The sequence below is a fragment of the Acetobacter sp. AC2005 genome, from assembly GCF_037901235.1.
Classification (GTDB): Bacteria; Pseudomonadota; Alphaproteobacteria; order Acetobacterales; family Acetobacteraceae; genus Acetobacter; species Acetobacter oryzoeni.
In genome coordinates this window covers 2,661,342-2,683,824 of the sequence record NZ_CP149625.1, presented here as the reverse complement: position 1 = coordinate 2,683,824, position 22,483 = coordinate 2,661,342, and the positions used below count along the sequence as shown (strand labels likewise).

Below are 22,483 nucleotides of genomic sequence, written 5' to 3'. Positions count from 1 at the left end.
GTTTTTAAAACGCTTTCCTTATTTTACGCAGATACAGCTTGCGCCAGACGTTTTACAACCTGGCGCGAATGCTGCATGAGTTCTGGCATATCAACACCTTTTACCACGCCATCATACACAACAGGCTTACCCGCTTTGAGCACGTGGCGAACGCAGGCAGCACCAGAGGCTACAGGAGCAATCAGCGGATCTGCCAACCCAGCGTGACGTGGATGGTTGATATCATGCACAACCAGATCCGCCACCATACCTTCCGCTACGGTTCCTATATCTGGTAGCCCCAGAATACGCGCGCCTTCGTGCGAACTCCAACGCACAACATCTTCACAACGAATAGCACCCGCGCCATGCACAAAGCAGTGCAAAAGCCATGCAGTGTGCATTTCTGCGCCCATATCGCAGGCCTCGTTTGAGGCCGCACCATCAACTGCCAGAGAAACACGCCCACCTGCCTGTTCCAACGCCGGTGCTGGTGCAATGCCAGAACCCAGCCGCCCGTTGCTTTGCGGGCAATGGGCCATGCCTGTTTGGGTTTGGGCCAGAAGTGCTATTTCACTGGCATCAAGGTGCACCAAATGGGCAAACCAGACATCGGGCCCCAGCCAGCCATGCTCGCCTACAAACTGAACGGGGCGCATGCCGTACACCTCATTGCAGTATTTTACGTAATTTTCTGTTTCTGAAAGATGCGTGTGCAGGCCAATGCCCATGCTACGTGTGCCTTCAGCAAGGGCGCGCAGTTCATCCGGCGTTACGCCCCATGTGGGGGTGTTGGGTGCTATGGCAATGCGTCTGCTACTATCTGGCGCCGGATCATGGTACCGGCTGACCAGATCACTCACCCGCTTGAGCATTTCATCCAGCGTTTCTGTGGGGGCTGGAACAATTTCATCCGTATCAAACTTACGGGTTCGTGTGGTACCGCCGCGGGCTAGAACCAGCCGCATGCCCAGCTTTTCTGCTGTTTCAAACAGCACAGCGGCAGGATCATACTGATAGCTGCGGGCGAATAGATAGTGATGATCCACTACCGTTGTGCAGCCGGAGAGAAGAAGCTCCACCATACCAACCTGGGCGGCCGTTTGCAGTGTGTCTTCATCCAAATAGCGCCAATATGTGTTGGGCACCAAACGCAGCCATTTTTCAAGCGGCGCGTTAATGGCGGTAGGAATACCCTTCAACATGCTCTGAAAAAGATGGTGGTGGGTAGAAACCAAGCCGGGCGTAATCACGCCACCTTTTGCATCCAGTACGGTATCGCCCGCTTGCTCGGGAACATGCCCAATGCTGACAATACGCCCTGCCCGTATGCGGATATCTCCCGTGCGCCGTTCCTGCGGACCTTTCAGGCCAGTAAGAATGCCGGATGCATTGCGAATAACCAGATCATTCATGCGGGCATCACCTTGGCACGGTCTGTAAATTTGGTTGTAAAGGCGGATTGCCAGTTTACGGTTTTATCCAGCAGATCATTATCCACCATGAATTGATACGTTGCCTGCCAGCGGGCTTCTGTCATGCAGCCTAGGCCTAATGTTTTTGTATCTCCGCCTTCCACCACGTTGGCTTTGGCCATGGCACTATGGCCAAACATAATCTGGCCTTCTGTCATGCGTGGGTTGGCTTTGCGTATCAGGGCATTGCCGGGCTCTGGATCACGCATGTAATCCTGCCACCCTAATAGAGATGCATGCACGAAGGCTTGCGTGGTGGCATCATTTTTGTCTGCAAATTCATGGGTGGTCAGCACTGGTGTGCCGTATGGTGGATAGCCTAGATCTGCAAATGGAAAAAACTTTACAGGCACATTGCGCTGCTGGGCCTCGTAGGGTTCCGAGGAGGCATAGGCTTGCACCGCCATTTCCGGGTCTAGAAAAAATGGTTGCAGGTTAAAGGTATAGGGTTTTGCCTGCGCTGGGCTATAACCAAACTTCTTGCACAACCACCCCCCAATAGGATGCGTGGGCCGGGCTGGAAATAAGAATGGGATGATTACGTAACTGGGCCAGATCTGTAATGTTATCGTGCGTCATCAACCCTTGCAGATCATGCTGGAAAGAGGACATGACAGTAAGTAACGGCATGCCGCCCTGTATGCCGCGCAGGGTTTGAAAATCATAACCCGTTACAAAATCTGCGCGGCCAGCCGCCAGTATCTGCATGGTGTTTACCTGCGGGCCGCCCATATCTATGTGTACATCCAGCCCTTCCTGCGCGTAAAATCCTTTAGCCAGAGCCTGATAAAACCCGCCTACTTCTGCCTGCGCAAACCATGATAGCAGCAGCCTGACCGGCGTTGCGGCCTGTGCACGTTTAAACGACGTAAATGCCGCAACAGACGATGCCGCAGCAGCTGAAAGCAATGTTCGACGTGTAAGAGACATCCCGAATTCCTGCACTGGCATGATCTGTTTATTTCGTATTCGGTATGTTCATACAGAACGTGCGCGTTTGGGAAGCTGTAAAATAGAGCACGCTTCATTGCTTTTTTTGTAACGATTTACCCCTTGATCTTCGCAGGATTGAATGGCCTAAACTGCATAAATCATTTCTATGCAGGAATGTTATATGCCGCGTCTCTCTGCTTTTTCTTCCCCAGTTGCTATTTCTCGGCTGGCTAAAATCGTTATGGTAGGAGCATTGGGTGCGTTTGGCCTGATTGTCGCGCTAAATAACGTTACTGATTACAACTCGAACTTTCAGTTTGTAAGCCATGTTCTTAGCATGGATACAACATTCCGCGGCAACAGCCTGATGTGGCGCGCCATATCCCAACCTGTTCTGTGGCACCTATTTTACGGCCTGATTATTTTGGGGGAAGCCGTAACCGGTCTGCTTTTTGCCATTGCAGCTTATCAGATGAGTGCGCGCCTTGGGGCCCCGGAAGATGCCTTTAAAACCGCAAAAAAGTTTGTGCCAGCAGCCACGGCTTTGGGGTTTCTGATCTGGTTTTTTGGTTTTTCTGTTGTAGGGGCCGAGTGGTTTCTTATGTGGCAATCACAGACATGGAACGGCCAGCAACCTGCATTCCGCTTTTTTATAACCATGCTGGCTGTGTGCATTTACGTGCAGCAGCCCGAATAACCTACCGCCTTATTCTTCTGCAAAGTTTGGATAGATCATGCAAGAAACCGTTATCAGCATTCAATCTGCTGAAAAAACCTTTCCAAACGGTGTTCGGGGGTTGGCACCTATTACCTTGGATATTCATCCCAAGGAACGTATTGGCCTAATTGGCCCTTCTGGTTGCGGCAAAAGCACATTGCTGAAGCTGATTGCCAACTTACACCAACCATCTTCTGGGCATTTGACGTGGTGGAACAAAGGGTTTGCAGAAGTCGGCAAGGAAAATCGCCGCCTGTCCTTTGTGTTTCAGGAACCTACGCTTATGCCGTGGAGCACGGTGCGCAAAAACGTACGTTTGCCGTTAGATCTGGAAGGGATTTCTCCGGATGTATCAGCGCCACGCGTGCAGCATGCGCTGGAAATTGTAGGCTTGGCCCATGCGGCAGAGCGCTTTCCCGCCCAGCTTTCAGGCGGGATGAAGATGCGTGTTTCCATTGCGCGGGCATTGGTCACGCGCCCTAACCTGCTTTTAATGGATGAACCCTTTGGCGCTTTGGATGAATTAACGCGCAACCGGCTGGATGAGGACATGGCCACGCTATGCGCCAAGGATGACCTTACCCTGTTGTTTGTAACGCATTCTTTGTATGAGGCCGCTTTTCTTTCCACCCGCGTGATGGTTATGGCGGCGCATCCGGGCCGGATATTTGCCGAATATGAAATTGACCCAAGCATTCCCAGAAATGAGGAATTTCGCCTCAGCGATACATTTGCCACGATATGCCAGGACCTGAGCAAACTGCTTATTGAGGCATCTCACTCTTCCCTTCTTGCAGAGGTGGCTTAACTTATGCCTGCCCGCCTGATATCCATTTTTGCCCCCCTTGCTGTAGGCATTCTGTTTTTGCTGTTGTGGCAAGGTGTTTGTTATTTCTGGCATATCCCGCCTTATCTTATGCCGGCACCATCTGATATTGCACGTTCTTTGTTCAGCAATATTGATACGCTCTGCCACGCGCTTTACAGTACGCTTACCGTTACATTGGCAGCACTCTGTGTTTCTGTCGTTCTGGGGGTTCTGGTTGCTTTTGTGCTGGTGCAGCATCCGCTTATTGAACGCAGCCTGATGCCTTATGTGGTGCTCATGCAGGTTACACCTGTGGTGGCTCTTGCCCCATTGATTATCATTTTAGTAAAAACAACACTGTTGGCACTTGTTATCTGCGCCACGCTGATTGCTATTTTCCCTATTATTTCCAATACGTTGCAAGGTCTTAAAAGTGTTGATCCGGGGCTGGAAGCGTTTTTCCGTATGCACAAGGCCTCACGCCTGAAAACGCTTTTGCGCCTGCAAATACCCAGTGCTCTGCCCATGTTTATGGCGGGCTTGCAAATTTCCAGCGGCTTGGCTCTTGTTGGCGCTGTGGTGGCCGAGTTTGTGGCTGGCACGGGTGGCAACAGTGCCGGTTTGGCTTACGAGATTTTGCAGGCTGGGTTCCAGATGGATATTCCGCGCATGTTTGCTGCGCTGTTCATGATTACCCTTACCGGCCTTGCCCTTTATATGGCCACAAGCAGTATCAGAAAGCTTGTCTTGCATAACCGTGTTCAGCACTAGAAATAGAGTGTTTACCAATATCATTTTGTTGACTTATCGAAACATCAAGATCTATACTACAACAAGTGAGTAGAAGCGGTCGGAATAGAAATATTCTGGGCATTGCTCCACCATGTTGGTCTTATTCAGCATGGGGGAAGCTTTGGCCGCTAGAAAACACGCTTTCCCACATGCTGGTTTGTACCAACTGCTAAGCCCTATGGGCCAGTTTGCAATTTGTGTGAGAAACGCCATGACCCTGAATACCAAAACCACCCCTGATTACCCTATGGAAGAGCTTAAGCGTGAGGCCACTATAGGCAGCATGGGCACAACCTCCGTCCGCTCCATCCCTGTTATAGATTTTTCAGACTACGAGAATAGACGCGCCCAGATTGCGGATGATCTGTGGAATGCCGCAACTCAGGATGGTTTTTTTCAGGTTATCAATCACGGAATTTCGTTAGAAGACATTGATAACGCTTTTGCGGAGGCAAAAAGGTTTTTTGCTCTTCCTATGTCTGAAAAGGAAGTTTTCAAAAAGAAGCCCACCGTAAATGCGGGCTGGGAATATTGCTCTCAGGTACGGCCTTCCACCGGCACGCCAGATAACAAGGAATCTTACCAGATTACTTTGCCGGAAATGGATAATCTGTGGCCGGATGAGCAGGTTCTTCCCGGATTTCAGGCAAAACTCCTGCAATTTGAGGAAGATAACTGGCAGCTTGCCATGAAAATACTGTCCTGCTTTGCAGAAAAACTTGGGTTTGAAAAAGATTTCTTTGCAGAGTGCTGTAAAAGATCTTCTCCGGGGTATCAGTGCACCTTACGCCTTATCCACTACATGAGCATGGAAAACGCCAAACCGGAAGATTTCAAGCAATGGCGTGCAGGTGCGCATTCAGACTTTGATTGCCTGACACTCCTGCACCTGCGTGAAGGTGAAGGCGGCTTGCAGCTTTGCCCAGGCAATGAAATTTCATCCAATGCCTGGACAGAAGTGACACCCGTGGCAGGTGCTGTCACCTGCAATATTGGTGACATGCTTATGCGTTGGAGCGATGATAAACTAAAGTCCACCCTCCACCGCGTGCGTATGCCGCAACCAGGCGAATACCTTGGCCCACGTTTGTCTGTTCCCTTTTTCTGTCAGGCAAACCGGGAGGCTGTTATTGAAGGGCCAGAAGGTAAATACCCGCCAATTACAGCGGAAGACTACATCTACCAGCGCCTACATGCCAACTTTGTGCAAAAGCACAAGTAATGGGTGCGTATGGGGGAATGTTAACTTCCCTCATACAGTTTTTGTGCCAGATGGTTATGCTGTTCTATAACCATATTCACATCCAGCTTTGTAAAATGGCCATCCTGTATCAGTACTTTGCCGTTAACCATACTAAAGGCAACGGAAGATGGGGTGCAGAACACCAAGGCTGCTACCGGGTCACTTAATGCGCCGGTGTATTCCAGCTTGCGCATATCAAACGCAATAATGTCGGCCGCTTTTCCTACCGTTAACTGGCCAATATCAGTGCGGCCCAGAACTCTGGCCCCTCCGCGTGTGGCTAAAGTCAACACATCACGCGCTTTGAGCATCATGGCCTGTTCATCCTGAGCAGATAATAGACGGGAAACCAGCATGGCTTGCCGTGCTTCTGCCAGAATGCTCGCGCCATCATTAGACGCAGACCCATCAACCCCCAACCCGACAGGAACACCCTGCTTCTGCATAGACCAAATAGGGGCAATGCCAGATGCCAAGCGCATGTTGGAACATGGGCAATGCGCTATTCCCGTACCTGTCTGGCCAAAGCGGGCCATCCCTGCGGCATCTAGTTTAACGCAATGGGCATGCCATACATCGGCACCAACCCAGCCAACATCTTCTGCATATTCTGCAGGTGTCTGGCCAAAGCGTTCCTTGCTGTAAGCCACATCGTGCTGGTTTTCGGCCAGATGTGTGTGTAGCCGGGTGCCTGTGGTGCGGGCTAGCTCTGCCATGTCACGCATGAGTTCCCGGCTAACAGAAAAAGGAGAACACGGCGCGCCGCCTACGGTCAGCATCGCCAGTGGTTCCGGGTCATGGTACGTTTCAATCACGCGTAGCGTATCACGCAGAATGTCGGCTTCTTTTTCCACCAGACTATCCGGCGGCAGTCCCCCTGCACTTTCTCCAACACTCATGCTGCCGCGGCAGGCATGAAAGCGCATACCCATTTCAAGCCCAGCCTCAATTTCATCATCAAGGCGGCATCCGTTGGGGAAAAGGTAAAGATGATCACTGGTTGTGGTGCAACCAGACATCAGCAGTTCTGCCATGGCCGTGCGCGTGGAGGCTTTTACCATGTCTGGCGTAAGGCGTGCCCAGATGGGGTAAAGCGTTTGCAGCCATTGGAACAGAGATGCGTCCTGAGCCTGCGGAATAACCCGTGTTAAGGATTGGTACATGTGGTGGTGCGTATTCACCATGCCGGGCATAACCACATGGCCAGACATATCCAGCACGTCATCCGCGGGAGGATGCGGGTCTTCCATACCACCAAGGGCGACAATCTGCCGCCCCTCTGTCACGATCCACCCGTTTTTCAGCTCCTGCCGGGCATCATCCATCGTGACGAGGCACAGGGCGTTTTTCAGCAAGTATCTACGTGACATCATAAAAACACCTAGCCCCTCCCTTTGTTGCAAAGAGAGGGGCGTTAAGTTGGTTCAGGACGGTATTAGAAAGAGGTAGAGATCGTGCCTGTCATGGAGAAGCGTGGTTCCACCATAAAGGTATTGCCGTAACCTGTGTAAGCTGCGGAACTACCGCTATAAACCGTGCCGGCATCATGCTTGCTGTAAACAGCGCCCATGGCACCCGTACGCACAATGGAACCGGTAAGGTTGGTGAAGTTCAACCGGAAAGTGGGGGACTTCACAAAGCCAAATGGCTTGAAGTGATACCCAACTGTCAGGCTGTTGGTCACGTAACCCGGTATTCTCTGGTCTCCGGCAACGCTGACGGACTGCGGGCCGGTGTAATGGACGGAACCGTTGGCAAAGAAGCCTTTATACTTATACGTCAAACCAAAGTTGGCCATAACCCGTGGCGCCATAATGGCCTGCGTGCCCTTGGAATGCAGCATGACGTTCTGGTACGGATCGAACACGTTGCTGTCCTGCGTGGCGTGCAGATACTCCACAGAGGCATAAGGGCTGAAGCCATGGATCTCACGCCCGGCGATCATGAAGTCCAGCCCGCGCATGGTCTGGCTGCCGATGGAGAACGGGCGGTAGTTGTTCATGCCCATATACTGGTCAACCACACGGTTGGTCACGTTGTAGTTGAAGAATGACAGATCCATCATCATGTAGCGGTTGTGGTAGCGGTAACCCAGTTCTTCCTTGATGGAGTACTGGTTTTTCAGGATCGGCACATCCGTGTACAGCCAGCCCATATCGTTTTCTGTTGGCTGACGGTAATCCCCTTCCGCATTCACATAAATCTGGTTCTGATCATTGATGTTGTAGCTGATGGAAAGCTGCGGCAATGGTGCCGTGCTGTTACGCCCCTGTCTGCCGTAGTAATCCTTGTTCCACGCGTTGGACATCACAAACTTGAAGCCGCCGTTAATCAGAAGTTTATCATGCAGATACTTGGCTGTATCCTGAATGAACAGCGAGTGGATTTCATATCCCGCAACCTGCCGATCACCTTTATCAATGCGATACTGAGACCAGTTCGGGCTGGGTGCGCCCCCTGCGGGCATGGCAAAGCTGGTGGGGTAGCTGCGGTCTGATTGGCTGTTGTTATACCAGTAACCGAAGGTCAGGTGGTTGTGCTTGTCAATATCGTAGCCGAGTGATGCCGTGGCACCCACTACGCGGTCACCATGTTCCTGAAAGTAGCCAATCGTGTTCTGCATATCACCCGCAGAGTTGGCTTCCGCGCCATTGGGTTTGGCGCTCCAGCCCTGCCCATAGGTAAGGTATGGGTGCAGATCGAAGGACAGCTTGTCTGTAATAACGGTGTGGATAGGCGCACTCAGGAAGATCTGGTTCCAGTGGTCAGCGTTGTTCTTCCAGTAGTTCGCGTTACCCGGATGGGATGAGCGATCCCAACCCTGCCCCGTGTGCTTGTACCGCATGAACTGGTCTTCTGTGGGGTAGTTATCAATTGTCCAGTCAGCAGAGTTCCATGAGATAAACAGGTTGGCGTTGGACCCGTTTTCCCAATCCTTGCGGGCGCCAAAATCAATATGCTTACGCTCGTTAATGCCAGAGCCCATCCAGCTGCGTGCATGCGTGTTGGAAAAGGAGAAGTAGCCCCGGATACCGCTGTTGCCGATATCACCGGAATCAAGGCGGATGAACTCACGCGAGAGGTTGTTGGTGCCGTAGGAAAAATCCGTCATACCGCCAAATTTGTGGGAGGAGATATGGGATTTGGAGTTCATTACCCCACCGGCAGCAGACATAACGGGCAGATCACGCGCCGCACTGCCGGGTGTGATGCTCACTTCATCCACGTTTTCTGAATCAATAATTTCTGCCAGATATTTTGCCTGCCCGGCAGAAATGCCATCCACCATAATGGCCATGTCACGGTCTGTCAGGCCGCGTGTCTGCACCTGCCCGCCCTGCATGCCCGATGTATCCGGGGTGGTCACGTTCACACTCGGCAGGTTTTTAACCAGATCCAGAGATGTGGAAACGGGGCTGCGCATATCAATATATTCTTTGGTGACCGTCTGCACGGCATGGGGAGCTGTTTCAAGCCGCATCATGCCGCCGCCGCCATTGCGCTTGCGGCGTGTGGACCCCACCGAAACTTCTTCCGTTCCGTGTGCCTCAATCGCTTTTGTGGAGCGCGTGCGCACATGTGCAGCGGAAGATGTTGCAGATGCCCGTGTGAGCTGGGATGATTTTTTGGCTGCCGTGGCCGTTTGTGCTTGCGCCGTAGAAAGACTGGCACAAAACCCAACAGCACTGACAAGGCAGGACAACGTTGCCAGATGTTGGCGATATGTCAGTCGGGACAGAACTGGGCGGGCTGGCGCAATAATCCGAAAGGACATGAGAAAATTCCTCAGCAGGGAAGCTTAACAACGATGCAGGAACACAAGGCCTTTTTTTTCAAATTGGCCTGTGCAAGAGCCGCAATTTGAAAATCAGCAGAGATCTTTGAGTAAGCTTCCGACATGAGATTAAGGCTCCGGGCAGCGGGCTATAAAACGATACGATATCGATATATATAGGCTTATAAGCGAACGCACAAAAATAAAAAAGGCACTTTCTTGTTGCTGTTTTAAGAGCGCCGCCTGATCTGAATTTGGCAATGCAACATTGCTTTTTTTGCTTTTGAGAGAACGGAAAAAACCTGCGTATAGTTTGTTTCGCCCTTGATATGGCGCAAGAACGAACGCTTTTGATTGACCTCCTAACCCCAGAGGCCCGTATGCAAATCCTGCCCAATGTTTTACGTGTTGCAGATGCGTCCGGGAAAAGGGCAGTGCAACGGTGTGACTTTTTAGTGCATCCTCCTTTTTCAGATATACCGGATGGCCTGTTCCGCTCCTATCTATCCCCCGCCTATACGGCGACAGTGAAGCAGGTGCGTGAATGGATGGAAGATGCCGGCATGCATTGCCGGATAGATGCTGCAGGTAATCTGATTGGCCGTTATGAAGGTCTTACGCCCAACGCCCCTGCTCTGTTGATTGGTTCTCATCTTGATAGTGTGAAAAACGCAGGCAAGTATGATGGCACATTAGGCGTTATTCTGGGCATAGAGGCCGTTGCCAGCTTTCGTGCACAGCAAAAGCGTTTCCCCTTCGCCATAGAGGTGATCGGTTTTGGGGATGAAGAAGGATCGCGCTTTCCTGTTTCCATGCTAACATCCCGCGCTGTAGCAGGTTCCTTGGACGCGTTGCCAGATGTACAGGATGCTCAAGGCACCAGCATCCAGCAAGCACTTCAGGAAAGTGGGCTAGACCCCGCGCAATATCTGGAGGCCAGCTATAAGCCCTCTCAGGTTCTGGCGTATTTTGAAGCGCATATAGAACAGGGGCCTGTTCTGGAAAGCACGCACCATGCCGTTGGGCTGGTGACATCTATTGCCGCGCAATACCGGTTTAAGGTGACAATGAAAGGCATGGCCGGGCATGCGGGCACATTGCCCATGCATTTGCGCCAGGATGCCTTGGCTGCTGCTGCTGAAGCCATTTCCTGCATAGAAAAAATTGCGCAATCAGGGCCTGATGATCTGGTGGCAACCGTTGGGCAAATGAGTGTAAAGCCCGGTGCGCCCAATATTGTGCCGGGCTGGGTGGAGTTTAGTATTGATGTGCGTGCTGGCACCGAAAATGTGCGCAACAAAGCCGCAGAAACACTAACCCAAGCCCTGCACGAGATCAGCCAAAAACGCGGCGTGGAAATGGAACTTGCACTTCAGCATGATCTTTCCGCCACACCGTGTAACCCGCAACTTAGCAATATTCTGGCATCATCCATTCAAACAGTCACGGGGCAACCGGCTTATGCGCTGGTAAGTGGTGCCGGGCATGATGCCATGATCATGGCTGCCCTTACCCCTGTATGCATGCTGTTTATCCGCTGTGAAAAAGGCATAAGCCACAACCCTGCCGAAGCTGTGCAGGATGAAGATGTAGAAACGGCTTTACGTGTCATGTGCGATTTCATCCAGAATATTCCATCAGAAAAAGCCGCTTAATCATGGAGCAAACCCGTATGATTTCACCAATGTTCAAACAGATTGATCCGCCCCAACGGTTTTTGATGGGCCCCGGCCCCATTAATGCCCACCCGCGTGTTTTGCGTGCCATGTCTGCCGATATGCTGGGGCAGTTTGACCCGGAAATGACGGAATACATGAATGAAACCATGGCGCTGTATCGTCAGGTATTCATGACACAGAACAAATGGACATTTCTGGTAGATGGCACGGCCCGTGCCGGTATTGAAGCGGCTCTTGTTTCTCTGGTGGAGCCGGGCGCGAAAATTCTTATTGTGCGGGCTGGTCGCTTTGGTTTGCTGCTTTCAGAAATTGCAGAACGCATAGGGGCAGAAATCTGCACGCTGGATCTGCCGTGGGGTGAAGTGGCCTCGCTAGAGCAGATAGAAGCGGCATTGCAGGAACATAAGCCGCAGGTTCTGGCCTGTATTCACGGTGATACCTCCACCACAATGGCGCAGCCTTTGGATGGCGTTGGCGCATTGTGTAAAAAATACAATGTCCTTTCCTATGCAGATGTTACGGCCACACTGGGTGGTGTGCCGGTTTGTACCGATCAGTGGGGGATTGATGTGATCTCCGGCGGTTTGCAGAAATGCATGGGCGGCCCCCCGGGTTCTGCCCCCATTACCATTTCGGACCGGGCTGCCGAGCACATTATGGCCCGCCGCCATGTAGAGGCCGGTATTCGCAGTGCAAACCTTACGGATGGGCTGCGCCCGCGTATTCCATCCAACTATTTCGATCTGGCCATGGTGATGGATTACTGGTCTGAAAAGCGGCTGAACCATCATACCGAAGCAACCACCATGTTGTACGGCGCCAGAGAGGCTGCCTGTATTGTGCTGGAAGAAGGGCTGGAAAACCGCTTTGCCCGCCACAAAATGGCCAGTACGGCGCTTATTGCGGGCCTGCGCGCAATGGGGCTGACCATTTTTGGTGATGATGCACACCGTATGGCTAACGTTACAGGCGTGTGGATTCCAGCCAGTGTGGATGGAGACAAAGTTCGCATGCGTATGCGGGACGATTTTGGCATTGAAATCGGCACGGCTTTTGGCCCGCTTACTGGCAAAATCTGGCGGATTGGCACCATGGGTTACAATGCCGTTAAACACAAAGTGTTGCTGACATTGGGTGCATTGGAAGCGGCTTTGGCTGCTGAAGGGTTTAAGCCCCCGCGCGGCGCTGCGGTGGATGCTGCCATGGCAGCTTGGCCGTAAACTAACGGAGTAAAGTGCAATGGAACTGAATAATCCAGAAACACTCCGGCAGGTTGAAGCCTGTTCAGACCTTTATGAACGCGCTCTGGCCGAAAATGATGTGCAAGTTCTGGATGATCTGTTCTGGAATGGCCCGGAAGTGGTGCGCTACGGCGTGGGTGAGAACCTGTATGGAGCGGAAGAAATAGCAGCGTTTCGCCGCTCCAGAAAAGGAGGAAGCCCGCCACGCCGTAACTTGCGGCGCACTATTACCGCCATTGGCACTGAAAGTGCCGTTGTCAGTCTGGAATTCCAGCGTGAAGGGTCGGATCGTATCGGCCGTCAGATGCAGACATGGATACGGGCTGACAATGGATGGAAAATTCTGGCAGCCCATGTGTCACTCATGGCGGCGCGGCCAGAAACCGAAAGACCTGCTTTATAAGGAAATAGGCCCATGACCGCCCCTTCCTCTGATCAGGAAAATCTTGTGCACGCACGCGCAACAGCCATAGGGCTAGATCTTTCTCCCACATGCCTGCCGGGGGTTATCAGCAATTCCGCCCTTTTGGCGCACTATGCCAAACTGGTTGAACAGCATACCCTGCCCGATACGTGTGAACCAGCATACGAGTACATTCCATGACCCGTTTTTCCAGCGCGCATGCCATTGCGGAGGCTATTCGCTCTGGTAAAAAAAGTGCAGTTTCCATCATTCAGGAAACATTAAATACGTTGCGTACACAGGATCATGGTATCCAGAGTGTCACGCATCTTTTTGCAGATGAGGCCTTGCTACAGGCCCAGAAAATAGATGCCATGCGGCAGGCGGGCCAAACTTTGCCCCCATTGGCAGGTGTGCCATTTGGTGTGAAGGACCTGTTTGATATTGCAGGCCACGTAACCACGGCAGGCTCTGTTGTGCTGCGCAATACGCCACCTGCACAAAAAGATGCTGCCATTGTGCAGCGGCTTAAAGCTGCTGGGGCCATTCCCGTTGCAACATTGAACATGGATGAGTTTGCTTACGGTTTTGCAACCGTAAATGCTCATTACGGCACAACCCATAATCCGCATGATCTGGCCCGTATGGCAGGGGGGTCCTCCGGTGGGTCTGCTGCGGCTGTTGCTGCGGGTTTTCTACCATTTACCCTTGGGTCTGATACCAACGGATCTATTCGTATTCCGGCATCATTGTGCGGTGTGTGGGGGATAAAACCTACTTTTGGCCGCCTGCCCCGCGCTGGTGCCTATCCGTTTTCTGCCAGTTTGGATGTAGTGGGCAGTTTTGCATCCTCTCTGGATGATCTGATTACAACGTTTTACGTGATGGATGGCAGCACACAAGCGCCAGAACCAGCAGCCGATACGCTGCGGATTTCCAGATTGGGGGGATGGTTTGCATCCAATCTGGCGCCTGCCCTTGTGGCAGCACTGGACCGTGTTTGCGCCAGCTTGCAAACCACCAGCACGGTTGAATTGCCAGAAGTGGCAAGCGCACGTGCGGCATCTTTTCTGATAACTGCGGCAGAAGGCGGAAACCTGCACCTGCCGCGCCTGCGCAAACAGGCAGAAGAATATGATCCTGCCACGCGAGACCGCCTGATTGCCGGAGCTTTATTGCCATCATCCACCTATCTGCAGGCTCAGCGTTTTAGAAACTGGTTTCGTGCAAAAATCCACGAACTCTTTCAGAAAACAGATGTTCTCATAGCACCTGCTGTTATGGGGGAAGCGCCTTTGCTAGACCAACCCACTGTTATGGTGGACGGTAAACCTGTATCTGCCAGGGCTAATCTGGGCCTGTTTACGCAACCGCTTAGCCTGCCAGGCTTGCCTGTATTGTGCTTGCCCTTGAAAAATACAGGCTCTTTGCCGCTTGGCTTGCAGCTTGTTGCTGCTCCGGGGCAGGAAGCCGCGCTGTTCAGTGTTGCGCGGGCGCTGAAGAAAAGCGGTTTGGCAGGGTGCGTGCCCCTGCCAGAAAAAGAAATGGCCTAAACAGTTATGGGGATGGGTGGAGCACATGCTCCACCACTTCCGCCGCAACAAGGGCGGCAATAACTTCTGGCCGTTTATCCCGGATCCCGCGCTCTCCTATGGGGCAAATGAGGGACTGTAAGCGCTCTTCTTCCATGCCAAGCTGGCGGAAGCTGTGTTCAAACCGCCTGCGTTTGGTGGCAGAGCCAATAAGCCCCACGTAAGAGAGATCATCCCGCAAAAGAGCAGATTCTATAATTAACGCATCCAAGGTGTGGCTGGGTGTAAGTACCAGCACGCCTGCTTTGGCAGGTGCAGTGTGCAATATTGGTTCCCATTGGTCTGTTATGCGTGTTTCTACGCCTGCGGGCACAGGGCCGAATTCGTGTTCTCTGGGGTCTATCCAAATCAATCTCAGGGGTAGCGGTGCCAAGCTATAGGCCAAGGCACGCCCAACATGGCCAGCGCCAAACATCAGCAGCACCGGGCGCGCTTCAAGTTCTTGCCGAATATTGTTTTCCAGTTCGTTCACAATATCTGGTGTTACACGCTCCAGCCGCACGCGTGCCCAGCCTCCGCAGCACTGGTTGGTATTTTGCCCACCCAGAATAAATTCATGTTCACGCAGCTTTTCGTGCTGGCACAGCATCTGGCGTGCCTGTGCAACGCATTCATGCTCCAATGCGCCACCACCCACAGTTCCGGCTAGAAAAGAGGTGCCCACCAGCATGAAGGCACCTGTTTCACGCGGGGTGGAGCCTTTGGCTTCCGTAACACGCACAAGAATGAGCTGTTCTGGATGGCGGTGCCAGTGTTGAAGAACCCTTGCAACCTCTCGCATGATCAGCTCCGTATTAGTGAGGCATGTCCTTTTGTTTTTTAAGCCGCTCCACTGTGCGTAAAATCTGCTCTGGTGTGGCGGGTGCATCCAGTTGCGGACAGATGCGATAGTCCGCAATGCTTGCTATGGCGTCCGAGATGGCATGCAATACTGCCAGCCCATGCACAAAAGGTGGTTCCCCCACAGCTTTGGAACGGAAGATGGTTTCTTCCCGGTTGGGGGAGTTCTCAAGCAGCTTCACATTAAAAATCGGCGGTCTGTCTGAGCAGGCCGGAATCTTATAGGTGCTGGGGGCATGTGTACGCAGCCGGCCTGTTTGATCCCACACCAGCTCTTCCATTGTCAGCCACCCTGCCCCTTGTATGAAGCCCCCTTCAATTTGGCCAATATCCAAAATTGGGTTTAGGGATTGCCCGGCATCATGCAGGATATCCACGCGCTCCATGCGGTTTTCACCGGTTAGCAGGTCAACCGCAACTTCTGCGCAGGCGGCTCCGTAGGCAAAATAGTAAAATGGGCGGCCGCGGCCGGTTTTCGGGTCCCACGAAATTTTGGGTGTTTTGTAAAAACCGGATGAAGAGAGCGAAACACGGGCCATATAGGCGGCCTTCACCACATCCACAAACGGAATACAGTTTTCTCCCACCTGCACGCCATTGGCTCCAAAATGCACGGCGCTTTCTGGCACCTGCCAATGCGTGGCGGCAAAGCTGATAAGCCGTTCCTTAATTTTGCTGATGGCATCTAGCACGGCCATGCCGTTTAGGTCTGCCCCGCTGGATGCTGCTGTGGCTGATGTGTTGGGCACCTTGCCTGTGGTTGTGGCCGTAATGCGCACGCGGTTTTCGGGCAGGCCAAATTCCCGCATGGCAATTTGCACCATTTTGGTATGCAGCCCCTGCCCCATTTCTGTGCCGCCGTGATTTACCTGCACGGAACCATCCGTATAGACATGCACCAGAGCGCCAGCCTGATTGAAATGCGTGGCGGTAAAGGAAATGCCAAATTTAACGGGCGTAAGGGCTATGCCGCGGCGAATGTATTGACTGGTGCGGTTAAAGGCACGGAGTTTCTCACGGCGTTTACGGTAATCACATTCTTCAGCAAGCTGTTCCATGATTTCCCGGGAAATGGAATCTTCCACGGTCATGAAATACGGCGTGATGTTTTTGTCTTGCGTGCCGTAAGTGTTGCGCAAACGCACATCCAGCGGGTCCAGCCCCGTGGCAAAGGCAATTTCTTCTACAACCCGTTCGGCGGCAGCAATGCCTTGGGGGCCACCAAAGCCCCGGAATGCTGTGTTGGACTGCGTGTTGGTGCGAAAGGGTTCTGAGCGCAGCCGCACATCCGGGTAGTAATAGGCGTTATCTGCATGAAACAGCGCTCTATCCGTTACCGGGCCAGATAAATCAGCAGACCATCCGCACCGTGCGGCCAGCAGCATATCTACACCCTGAATATGCCCTTGCGCATCAAAGCCAACATCATAATCAATCACAAAGTCATGCCGCTTGCCTGTCATGATCATATCATCATCACGATCAAGGCGGCATTTTGCGGGGCGTTGGGTTATTTCTGCAGCCAAGGCAGCCAGACAGGCCGGAGCATTGGCCTGTGTTTCCTTACCACCAAAGCCGCCGCCCATACGGCGCACCTCTACAGTTACCAAATTGCTGGGGCGGTTAAGAATATGCGCCACCATGTGCTGGGTTTCTGTGGGATGCTGTGTGGAGGAGCATATGCGCATCTCCCCTTCTTCGCCCGGCGTAGCGAGTGCAGCTTGCCCTTCCAGATAAAACTGTTCCTGCCCCCCAACTGTAATGCGCCCGGAAAGCCGTTGGGGAGCATTTTCTAGAGCACTTTCAGCATTGCCACGCACCATTTCAAGCGGACGGCACACCATGCCTCCGCCTTTTTGGCGGGCTTCTTCAACGGAAAGAACTGCAGGCAGGTCTTCATACACAATCTTGGCTTTGCGCGCGGCTTTGCGGGCTGCCAGACGTGTTTCGGCCACAACGGCAAAAATGGGCTGGCCGTAATAAAAAACCTCATCAGTGGCCAAAAGAGGTTCATCCCCCGCGCCTACGGGGCTAACCTGGTTTTCCCCCAGCACATCTTGGGCAGTAAGCACGCACAAAACGCCGGGAAAATTCTTAACGGGCTCCAGGTCCATGGAAACAATGCGAGCATGGGCCTTGGTGCTTAACCCGGGCACCACATGCACAACATTTGCGGGGGTGGGAATATCATCAATATACGTTGCCTTGCCGGAAACGTGCAGGCGCCCACTTTCATGCTTCAGGCTTTGTGTTGCGCCACCGGGAACAGTTTGAGGCTCGTTTATATGCTTTTTAAGCATGGGAAATCTCCCTCCAACCTTCCAGGCAGATAGGTTGAGCGCTGCCTTGATGGGCTGTTTCTTCAAAAAAGCGCGTTAACAGGTTGGCGGATACAGTGGAGCGATACCACGCACTGCCCCGCATATCTGTTAAGGGCGTAAAGTCATCCTGTATGGCTGTGCGTGCGGCTTCTAACGTCTCTGTATCCCACTTTTGGCCAACCAAAGCTTTTTCCGCCATTTTGGCGCGGCAGGGAATGCCCGCCATTCCGCCAAAAACCAGACGCGCTTCTGTTATCTTGCCTTCTGCATTTATGGAAACCGCAAAGGCAGCCATAATGGCAGAAATATCCTGATCAAACCGTTTGGAAACCTTGTAGGCACGCATAATTGTTTGGGCAGATTGATCCGGTATGAAAATACCTTCAATAAATTCAGCGGGCTGCCGGTCCTGCTTTCCGTATTCTACAAAGTAGTTTTCCAACGGAAGCTGCCGCCGTGTATCGCCTTGCCGTAAATGCAGCACAGCATCGGCGGCTATAAACAAGGGTGGCCCGTCCCCAATGGGTGAGGCATTGCCTATATTGCCGCAAACAGTAGCGGCATTTCTGACCTGCGTAGAGCCAATGCGTTTTACGGTTTCCAACGCATCTGGCAGGTGCGTTGCCAAGGCAGGAAGAGCCTGCGTGTATGTTACGGCTGCGCCTATCCACAAACCGCCATCACGCTGTTCGAGTTTGAGCAGATCCTTGGCGGATCTTACAGAAACAACATGCGGCAGATCGCGCAAGTGCTTGGTAACCCACAAGCCAACATCTGTAGCGCCAGCAACAAGAGTGGCCTTGGGGCTTTCCTGATAAACGGCAGCAAGCACATCGGAATTGGCAGGTAAAGTGATGCGGCCATGGGTGTTTTGAATATCTACACTGCTGCCATCCTGTAAGGCAGAAAGGCGCAGGATTATGTCCTGTTTCTCCACATCAAAACGGTTGCCCTGCTGCACCATAATACGGCGCGCCTGCTGCATGGCGCGGATAATGGGGGCATACCCTGTACAGCGGCACAAATTGCCAGCAAGCGCTGTATTTATGGCTTTAGGGTCATCTCCCCCGCCGTTTTGTACATAAGCTACCATGGACATTACAAAGCCCGGCGTACAAAACCCGCATTGAGACCCGTGCAGATCGACCATAGCCTGCTGCACTGGATGCAGTGAGCCATCCGGGTTTTGCAAATGCTCAACTGTAAAAAGCTGCGCACCGTCCAGCATCCATAAAAACTGGATACAGGCGTTTACGCTGCGCCATGTCAGTTGGCCATTTTCAAGGCGTACAACCATAACTGTGCAGGCACCGCAGTCTCCTTCATTACAGCCTTCCTTGGTGCCGGTTAGCCCTTTTTGGTCACGTAGCCAGTCCAATACTGTGTGAGTGGGAGAAAGATCAGACACTTCGTGCAAAGTCTGACCCAGATAAAACCTTATATGGTGTCGCATTTTTTGGTCTCTGTAGAAGAAGTATAGGGTCAGGATTTATCTGGAGCAGGATTTGGGAGGCCGAGAGCCCAGTTTATCTTCCGAGATCACAACAACATTCTTCCACATTTCCGGGTGAGTGGTAGCTGGTTGCGGGGCGGCCTCTACGTCCTCCTCAACAGCATCATGCGTGCCGTGATTGAAGATGAGGTGCAGGATAATGGCAGACATGGCCCCTAGTGTGATGCCGCTGCCAAAGATGATCTGAGCCCATGCCGGAAAGTGGTCTGCAATGTGGGGCTGTGCCGTAGCAAGCATGCCCAAGCCAACACTGGTGCCAACAATAATGCCGTTATTCTGGTTATCAAAATCGACCTGCGCCAAGGTTTGAATGCCCACAACAGCCACAGCAGCAAACATGGCCAAGGCAGCGCCGCCCAGCACAGGCAGAGGCACGCAGGCCATCAGCACAGCCAGTTTGGGCAGGCAGCCCATAACCATCATGATAAGAGCTGCAGCAGCTACAACCCACCGGCTTTTTACGCCCGTAAGCCGCACAAGGCCGACGTTTTCAGCAAAGCAGGTATAGGGGAAGGAGTTAAAAATACCCCCCAGCATTGTGGCTGCCCCATCTGCCCGAATAGCGCGGGTGATATCACGCGGAGTGATCTTTTTGTCCACAATCGCGCCGGTGGCAAACACATCGCCCGTTGTTTCCAGCATGGAAATCATCATCACGATAATCAGTGAGAGAATGGGCACGATATGAAAGCTGGGCATGCCAAAATACAGCGGGCGCACAATGGTTAGTAATGGAGCGGAAGACACATCTCCAAAATGCGCGTCTCCTAAAACCCATGCCACCAGCGTGCCCATAATCAGCCCGACCAGCACAGCAATGGTGCCAATAAAACCTTTGAAGAAACGCTGAACAGCCAGAATGCACAGCAGCGTGCCCAAGCCATACGCAACATTACGCAGGCTGACAGGGTTTTGCATGGTGCCTGTGCCTTGGCCATTCACAATATCATTGGCAGCCACCGGCAGCAGAGCCAGCCCGATAACCAGAATGACAGACCCGGTGACAACAGGCGGGAAAAAACGGATCAGGCGTGAGAAAAATGGCGCCACAAAGTAGGAAAAAATGCCTGCAACAATAACTGCGCCAAAAATCTGATGCAGCCCTTCAATCCCGCCCCCGGCAGCCGTGCCAATGGCGATCATGGGAGTGACGGAAACAAAGGTGACCCCTTGCAAAAGCGGCAATTTTACCCCAAGCGGGCCAATACCTACAGCCTGAATGAGAGAGGCAATGCCGCAGGTAAATAGATCGGCTTCAATAAGGTGTTCCAAGGCATCGTGCGAAAGCCCAAGAGCACTGGCAAGCAGAATGGGCACAATAACGGATGCAGCATAGAATGTGAGCACATGCTGCAACCCATAAACACCCAACTGCCAGAAAGGCAGGAATTCATCTACAGGATGAACCGCTTGCGGAACGTTTCTGGCAGCTTTCATCTTTCAGCTTCCCCTGTAAGTGGAATAACCATAAGGCGCAGCAAGTAGCGGCACATGGGCGTGCATGGCCTCACCCAACCCAAAAACAATTGGCACGACATCCAGAAAAAGAGGTTCCGGCAGGTTCATGCCCTGTTGCTGGAAATAGGCACCTATTTCAAATTCCAGCCGATACGTGCCGGATTTGAGCTCAAGACTTCTGAGCTCCGCACACCGGCCATCGGCATTTGTTAGCCCCGTAAACACAAGGGTATCGCCCGCAAAAAGGCGGATCTGCACAGCACTGGCCGGACGGCCAGAAACTGTGTTGAGCACATGTGTGGAAAGAGAGCTCATGCCTGCACCTTATCCTGCAATCTCAGGGCTGCTATTGCATCAATCTGCTTTAGCGCCTCTGCAAGCTCTTCCGTAAAAGAACTTGTCAGACGTTGTTCCATGGCTTCCAGAATAACGGCTTTGGTGGCTTGTCGAACACAAATAACAAACGGCATGCCAAACTTTTTCTGGTACGCATCATTCAGATCACGCAGTTGCCTGTATTCTGCGGGAGAGAGCTTATCTAACCCGGCACTCCCCTGCTCCTGCGTTGATTCAGCGCTTAGGTCCGGGTCTATGCCCATACGGTGGCCGAGTTCAGGGTGAGCACGTACCAAAGCCAGCTTCTGGCTTTCTGGAGCCTGTTGCACGGCTTGAGAAAAAGCGTGCTTCATCTGCTGCATGGAGGCAAAGGGGCGCTGCTTTGCAGCTGCTTTGGCCACCCACGGAGAATGCTCGTAAATGCCGCCAAATGCTTCAACAAACTGTTGAGGAGAGAGCGTGTTGACATCCTGCAGGCGTATCATGCCGGGTGCACCTTTTGCCAATGCCGGGCAATTTCCAAGCGGGTTGGTGTCCACACATCTTCATATTGCTGGATATGCTGTATGAACTTGGCGACAGCCAATGCCCGCGCGGGTTTGCCTGCCAGACGGCAATGCAGGCCAACGGACATCATGCGCCCGCCTTCCTGATACAGCATGTCAAAACAGTCTCGCAGGTAACGGAAAAACTGTTCACCTTCCGTAAAGCCGTTCAGGGCCGCAAACTTCATATCGTTTACGTCCAGTGTGTAAGGTACAATCAGCTGTGGCTTGCCGTGTGTTCTATCATAATACGGAAGGTCATCTGCGTAGGAATCTGCATCGTAAACAAAGCCGCCTTCTTCAGCCACAAGGCGTGCTGTGTTGGGGCTTGTGCGCCCCTGATACCAGCCTAGTGGGCGCTGCCCCGTAACCTGCGTATGGAGCGCTATGGCTTGCCGAATATGCTCGCGCTCAACATCTTCGGGCACATGCTGATAATCAATCCAGCGCAAGCCGTGGGAGGCAATTTCCCACCCGCTTTTCTGCATGGCGGCAACGGCTGCGGGGTTACGCGCCATGGCTGTTGCCACACCAAATACGGTGGGCTTTATGCCTGCCTTTTCAAACAACCGGTGTAAGCGCCAGAACCCCGCGCGGCTGCCATATTCATACAGACTTTCCATCTGCATGCAGCGTTCGCCTATGATAGATGTTGTGCCGATCATTTCCGAAAGAAAGGCCTCGGACCCTTTATCTCCGTGAAGAACAGAGTTTTCGGCACCTTCTTCGTAATTCACCACAAACTGTACGGCTATGCGGGCCGCATTCGGCCAGTGAGGATCCGGCGGGCAAGCGCCGTATCCAACCATATCGCGCGGGTAATTCTGCATTA

Annotated in this window: 19 protein-coding genes and 1 pseudogene; 9 read left to right on the top strand and 11 right to left on the bottom strand. The window is 52.6% G+C overall.

Features of this window, described 5'->3' with window-relative positions; all coding sequences use genetic code 11:
• Positions 1 to 23: 23 nt before the first annotated feature.
• Together QQM41_RS12770 and QQM41_RS15740 are read right to left on the bottom strand one after the other, a co-directional pair.
• Complete coding sequence (locus QQM41_RS12770) at positions 24 to 1,394, bottom strand: amidohydrolase family protein (RefSeq protein ID WP_339077368.1); 1,371 nt, start codon at positions 1,392 to 1,394, stop codon at positions 24 to 26.
• A pseudogene (locus QQM41_RS15740) lies at positions 1,391 to 2,405 on the bottom strand (ABC transporter substrate-binding protein). Before QQM41_RS15740 ends, QQM41_RS12770 begins: the two are co-directional and overlap by 4 nt.
• 148 nt (positions 2,406 to 2,553) lie before the next feature.
• Between QQM41_RS15740 and QQM41_RS12755 the strand changes: the two are divergent.
• The 4 genes from QQM41_RS12755 to QQM41_RS12740 all read left to right on the top strand — a co-directional run bounded on the left by QQM41_RS12755 (position 2,554) and on the right by QQM41_RS12740 (position 5,927).
• The gene (locus tag QQM41_RS12755) at positions 2,554 to 3,084 is read left to right on the top strand and encodes a DUF2165 domain-containing protein (RefSeq protein WP_339077365.1); all 531 of its coding nucleotides are present in this window, start codon (positions 2,554 to 2,556) and stop codon (positions 3,082 to 3,084) included.
• 37 nt (positions 3,085 to 3,121) lie between these two features.
• Positions 3,122 to 3,913, top strand: coding sequence for an ABC transporter ATP-binding protein (locus QQM41_RS12750; protein WP_339077364.1), 792 nt, complete (start codon positions 3,122 to 3,124; stop codon positions 3,911 to 3,913).
• 3 nt (positions 3,914 to 3,916) lie between these two features.
• Positions 3,917 to 4,684 (top strand): ABC transporter permease, encoded by a 768-nt coding sequence (locus tag QQM41_RS12745; protein WP_087652095.1) that lies wholly within the window; start codon positions 3,917 to 3,919, stop codon positions 4,682 to 4,684.
• Between the two features lie 112 nt (positions 4,685 to 4,796).
• Positions 4,797 to 5,927: a 2-oxoglutarate and iron-dependent oxygenase domain-containing protein gene (locus QQM41_RS12740; RefSeq protein WP_339077363.1), complete on the top strand. Its 1,131-nt coding sequence runs from the start codon at positions 4,797 to 4,799 to the stop codon at positions 5,925 to 5,927.
• Between the two features lie 20 nt (positions 5,928 to 5,947).
• Here the strand turns inward: QQM41_RS12740 and QQM41_RS12735 are convergent, their stop codons facing one another.
• Entirely contained in the window at positions 5,948 to 7,321 is a 1,374-nt protein-coding gene (locus QQM41_RS12735) for an 8-oxoguanine deaminase (protein WP_339077362.1), read from the bottom strand.
• 62 nt (positions 7,322 to 7,383) lie between these two features.
• Positions 7,384 to 9,723, bottom strand: a complete 2,340-nt coding sequence (locus QQM41_RS12730) for a TonB-dependent receptor plug domain-containing protein (protein ID WP_339077361.1) — start codon at positions 9,721 to 9,723, stop codon at positions 7,384 to 7,386.
• 329 nt (positions 9,724 to 10,052) lie between these two features.
• Here QQM41_RS12730 and QQM41_RS12725 point away from each other — a divergent pair, with 329 nt between their 5' ends.
• Genes QQM41_RS12725 through QQM41_RS12705 form a run of 5 tightly spaced genes read left to right on the top strand, consistent with a single transcriptional unit; the run spans position 10,053 to position 14,599 of the window.
• Positions 10,053 to 11,378 carry an allantoate amidohydrolase gene (locus tag QQM41_RS12725; RefSeq protein ID WP_339077360.1) on the top strand — a complete coding sequence of 442 codons (1,326 nt, stop codon included), beginning with the start codon at positions 10,053 to 10,055 and terminating at the stop codon, positions 11,376 to 11,378.
• A 2-nt stretch (positions 11,379 to 11,380) separates the two neighbouring features.
• Positions 11,381 to 12,622, top strand: a complete 1,242-nt coding sequence (locus QQM41_RS12720) for an alanine--glyoxylate aminotransferase family protein (RefSeq protein ID WP_339077359.1) — start codon at positions 11,381 to 11,383, stop codon at positions 12,620 to 12,622.
• Positions 12,623 to 12,641: 19 nt separating this feature from the next.
• Positions 12,642 to 13,046 (top strand): oxalurate catabolism protein HpxZ, encoded by a 405-nt coding sequence (gene hpxZ / locus QQM41_RS12715; RefSeq protein ID WP_339077358.1) that lies wholly within the window; start codon positions 12,642 to 12,644, stop codon positions 13,044 to 13,046.
• 12 nt (positions 13,047 to 13,058) lie between these two features.
• Positions 13,059 to 13,247, top strand: a complete 189-nt coding sequence (locus QQM41_RS12710) for a DUF4089 domain-containing protein (protein ID WP_050819799.1) — start codon at positions 13,059 to 13,061, stop codon at positions 13,245 to 13,247.
• Positions 13,244 to 14,599, top strand: coding sequence for an AtzE family amidohydrolase (locus QQM41_RS12705; protein ID WP_339077357.1), 1,356 nt, complete (start codon positions 13,244 to 13,246; stop codon positions 14,597 to 14,599). The genes QQM41_RS12710 and QQM41_RS12705 overlap by 4 nt, the downstream gene beginning before the upstream one ends.
• 4 nt (positions 14,600 to 14,603) lie before the next feature.
• Here QQM41_RS12705 and xdhC read toward each other — a convergent pair whose 3' ends face one another.
• From xdhC to puuE, 7 genes are read right to left on the bottom strand one after another with little or no spacing between them, the layout of a single operon-like run.
• Positions 14,604 to 15,419, bottom strand: a complete 816-nt coding sequence (gene xdhC / locus QQM41_RS12700) for a xanthine dehydrogenase accessory protein XdhC (protein WP_339077356.1) — start codon at positions 15,417 to 15,419, stop codon at positions 14,604 to 14,606.
• 13 nt (positions 15,420 to 15,432) lie between these two features.
• Entirely contained in the window at positions 15,433 to 17,778 is a 2,346-nt protein-coding gene (gene xdhB / locus QQM41_RS12695; RefSeq protein ID WP_339077355.1) for a xanthine dehydrogenase molybdopterin binding subunit, read from the bottom strand.
• Positions 17,771 to 19,252 carry a xanthine dehydrogenase small subunit gene (xdhA, locus tag QQM41_RS12690; RefSeq protein WP_339077354.1) on the bottom strand — a complete coding sequence of 494 codons (1,482 nt, stop codon included), beginning with the start codon at positions 19,250 to 19,252 and terminating at the stop codon, positions 17,771 to 17,773. Before xdhA ends, xdhB begins: the two co-directional genes overlap by 8 nt.
• A gap of 36 nt (positions 19,253 to 19,288) precedes the next feature.
• Positions 19,289 to 20,749 carry a nucleobase:cation symporter-2 family protein gene (locus tag QQM41_RS12685; protein WP_339077353.1) on the bottom strand — a complete coding sequence of 487 codons (1,461 nt, stop codon included), beginning with the start codon at positions 20,747 to 20,749 and terminating at the stop codon, positions 19,289 to 19,291.
• Between the two features lie 3 nt (positions 20,750 to 20,752).
• Positions 20,753 to 21,085 carry a hydroxyisourate hydrolase gene (gene uraH, locus QQM41_RS12680; RefSeq protein WP_050819805.1) on the bottom strand — a complete coding sequence of 111 codons (333 nt, stop codon included), beginning with the start codon at positions 21,083 to 21,085 and terminating at the stop codon, positions 20,753 to 20,755.
• Positions 21,082 to 21,591, bottom strand: coding sequence for a 2-oxo-4-hydroxy-4-carboxy-5-ureidoimidazoline decarboxylase (gene uraD / locus QQM41_RS12675; RefSeq protein ID WP_339077352.1), 510 nt, complete (start codon positions 21,589 to 21,591; stop codon positions 21,082 to 21,084). The genes uraH and uraD overlap by 4 nt, the downstream gene beginning before the upstream one ends.
• Positions 21,588 to 22,481, bottom strand: coding sequence for an allantoinase PuuE (gene puuE / locus QQM41_RS12670; RefSeq protein ID WP_339077351.1), 894 nt, complete (start codon positions 22,479 to 22,481; stop codon positions 21,588 to 21,590). The genes uraD and puuE overlap by 4 nt, the downstream gene beginning before the upstream one ends.
• Positions 22,482 to 22,483 lie beyond the last annotated feature (2 nt).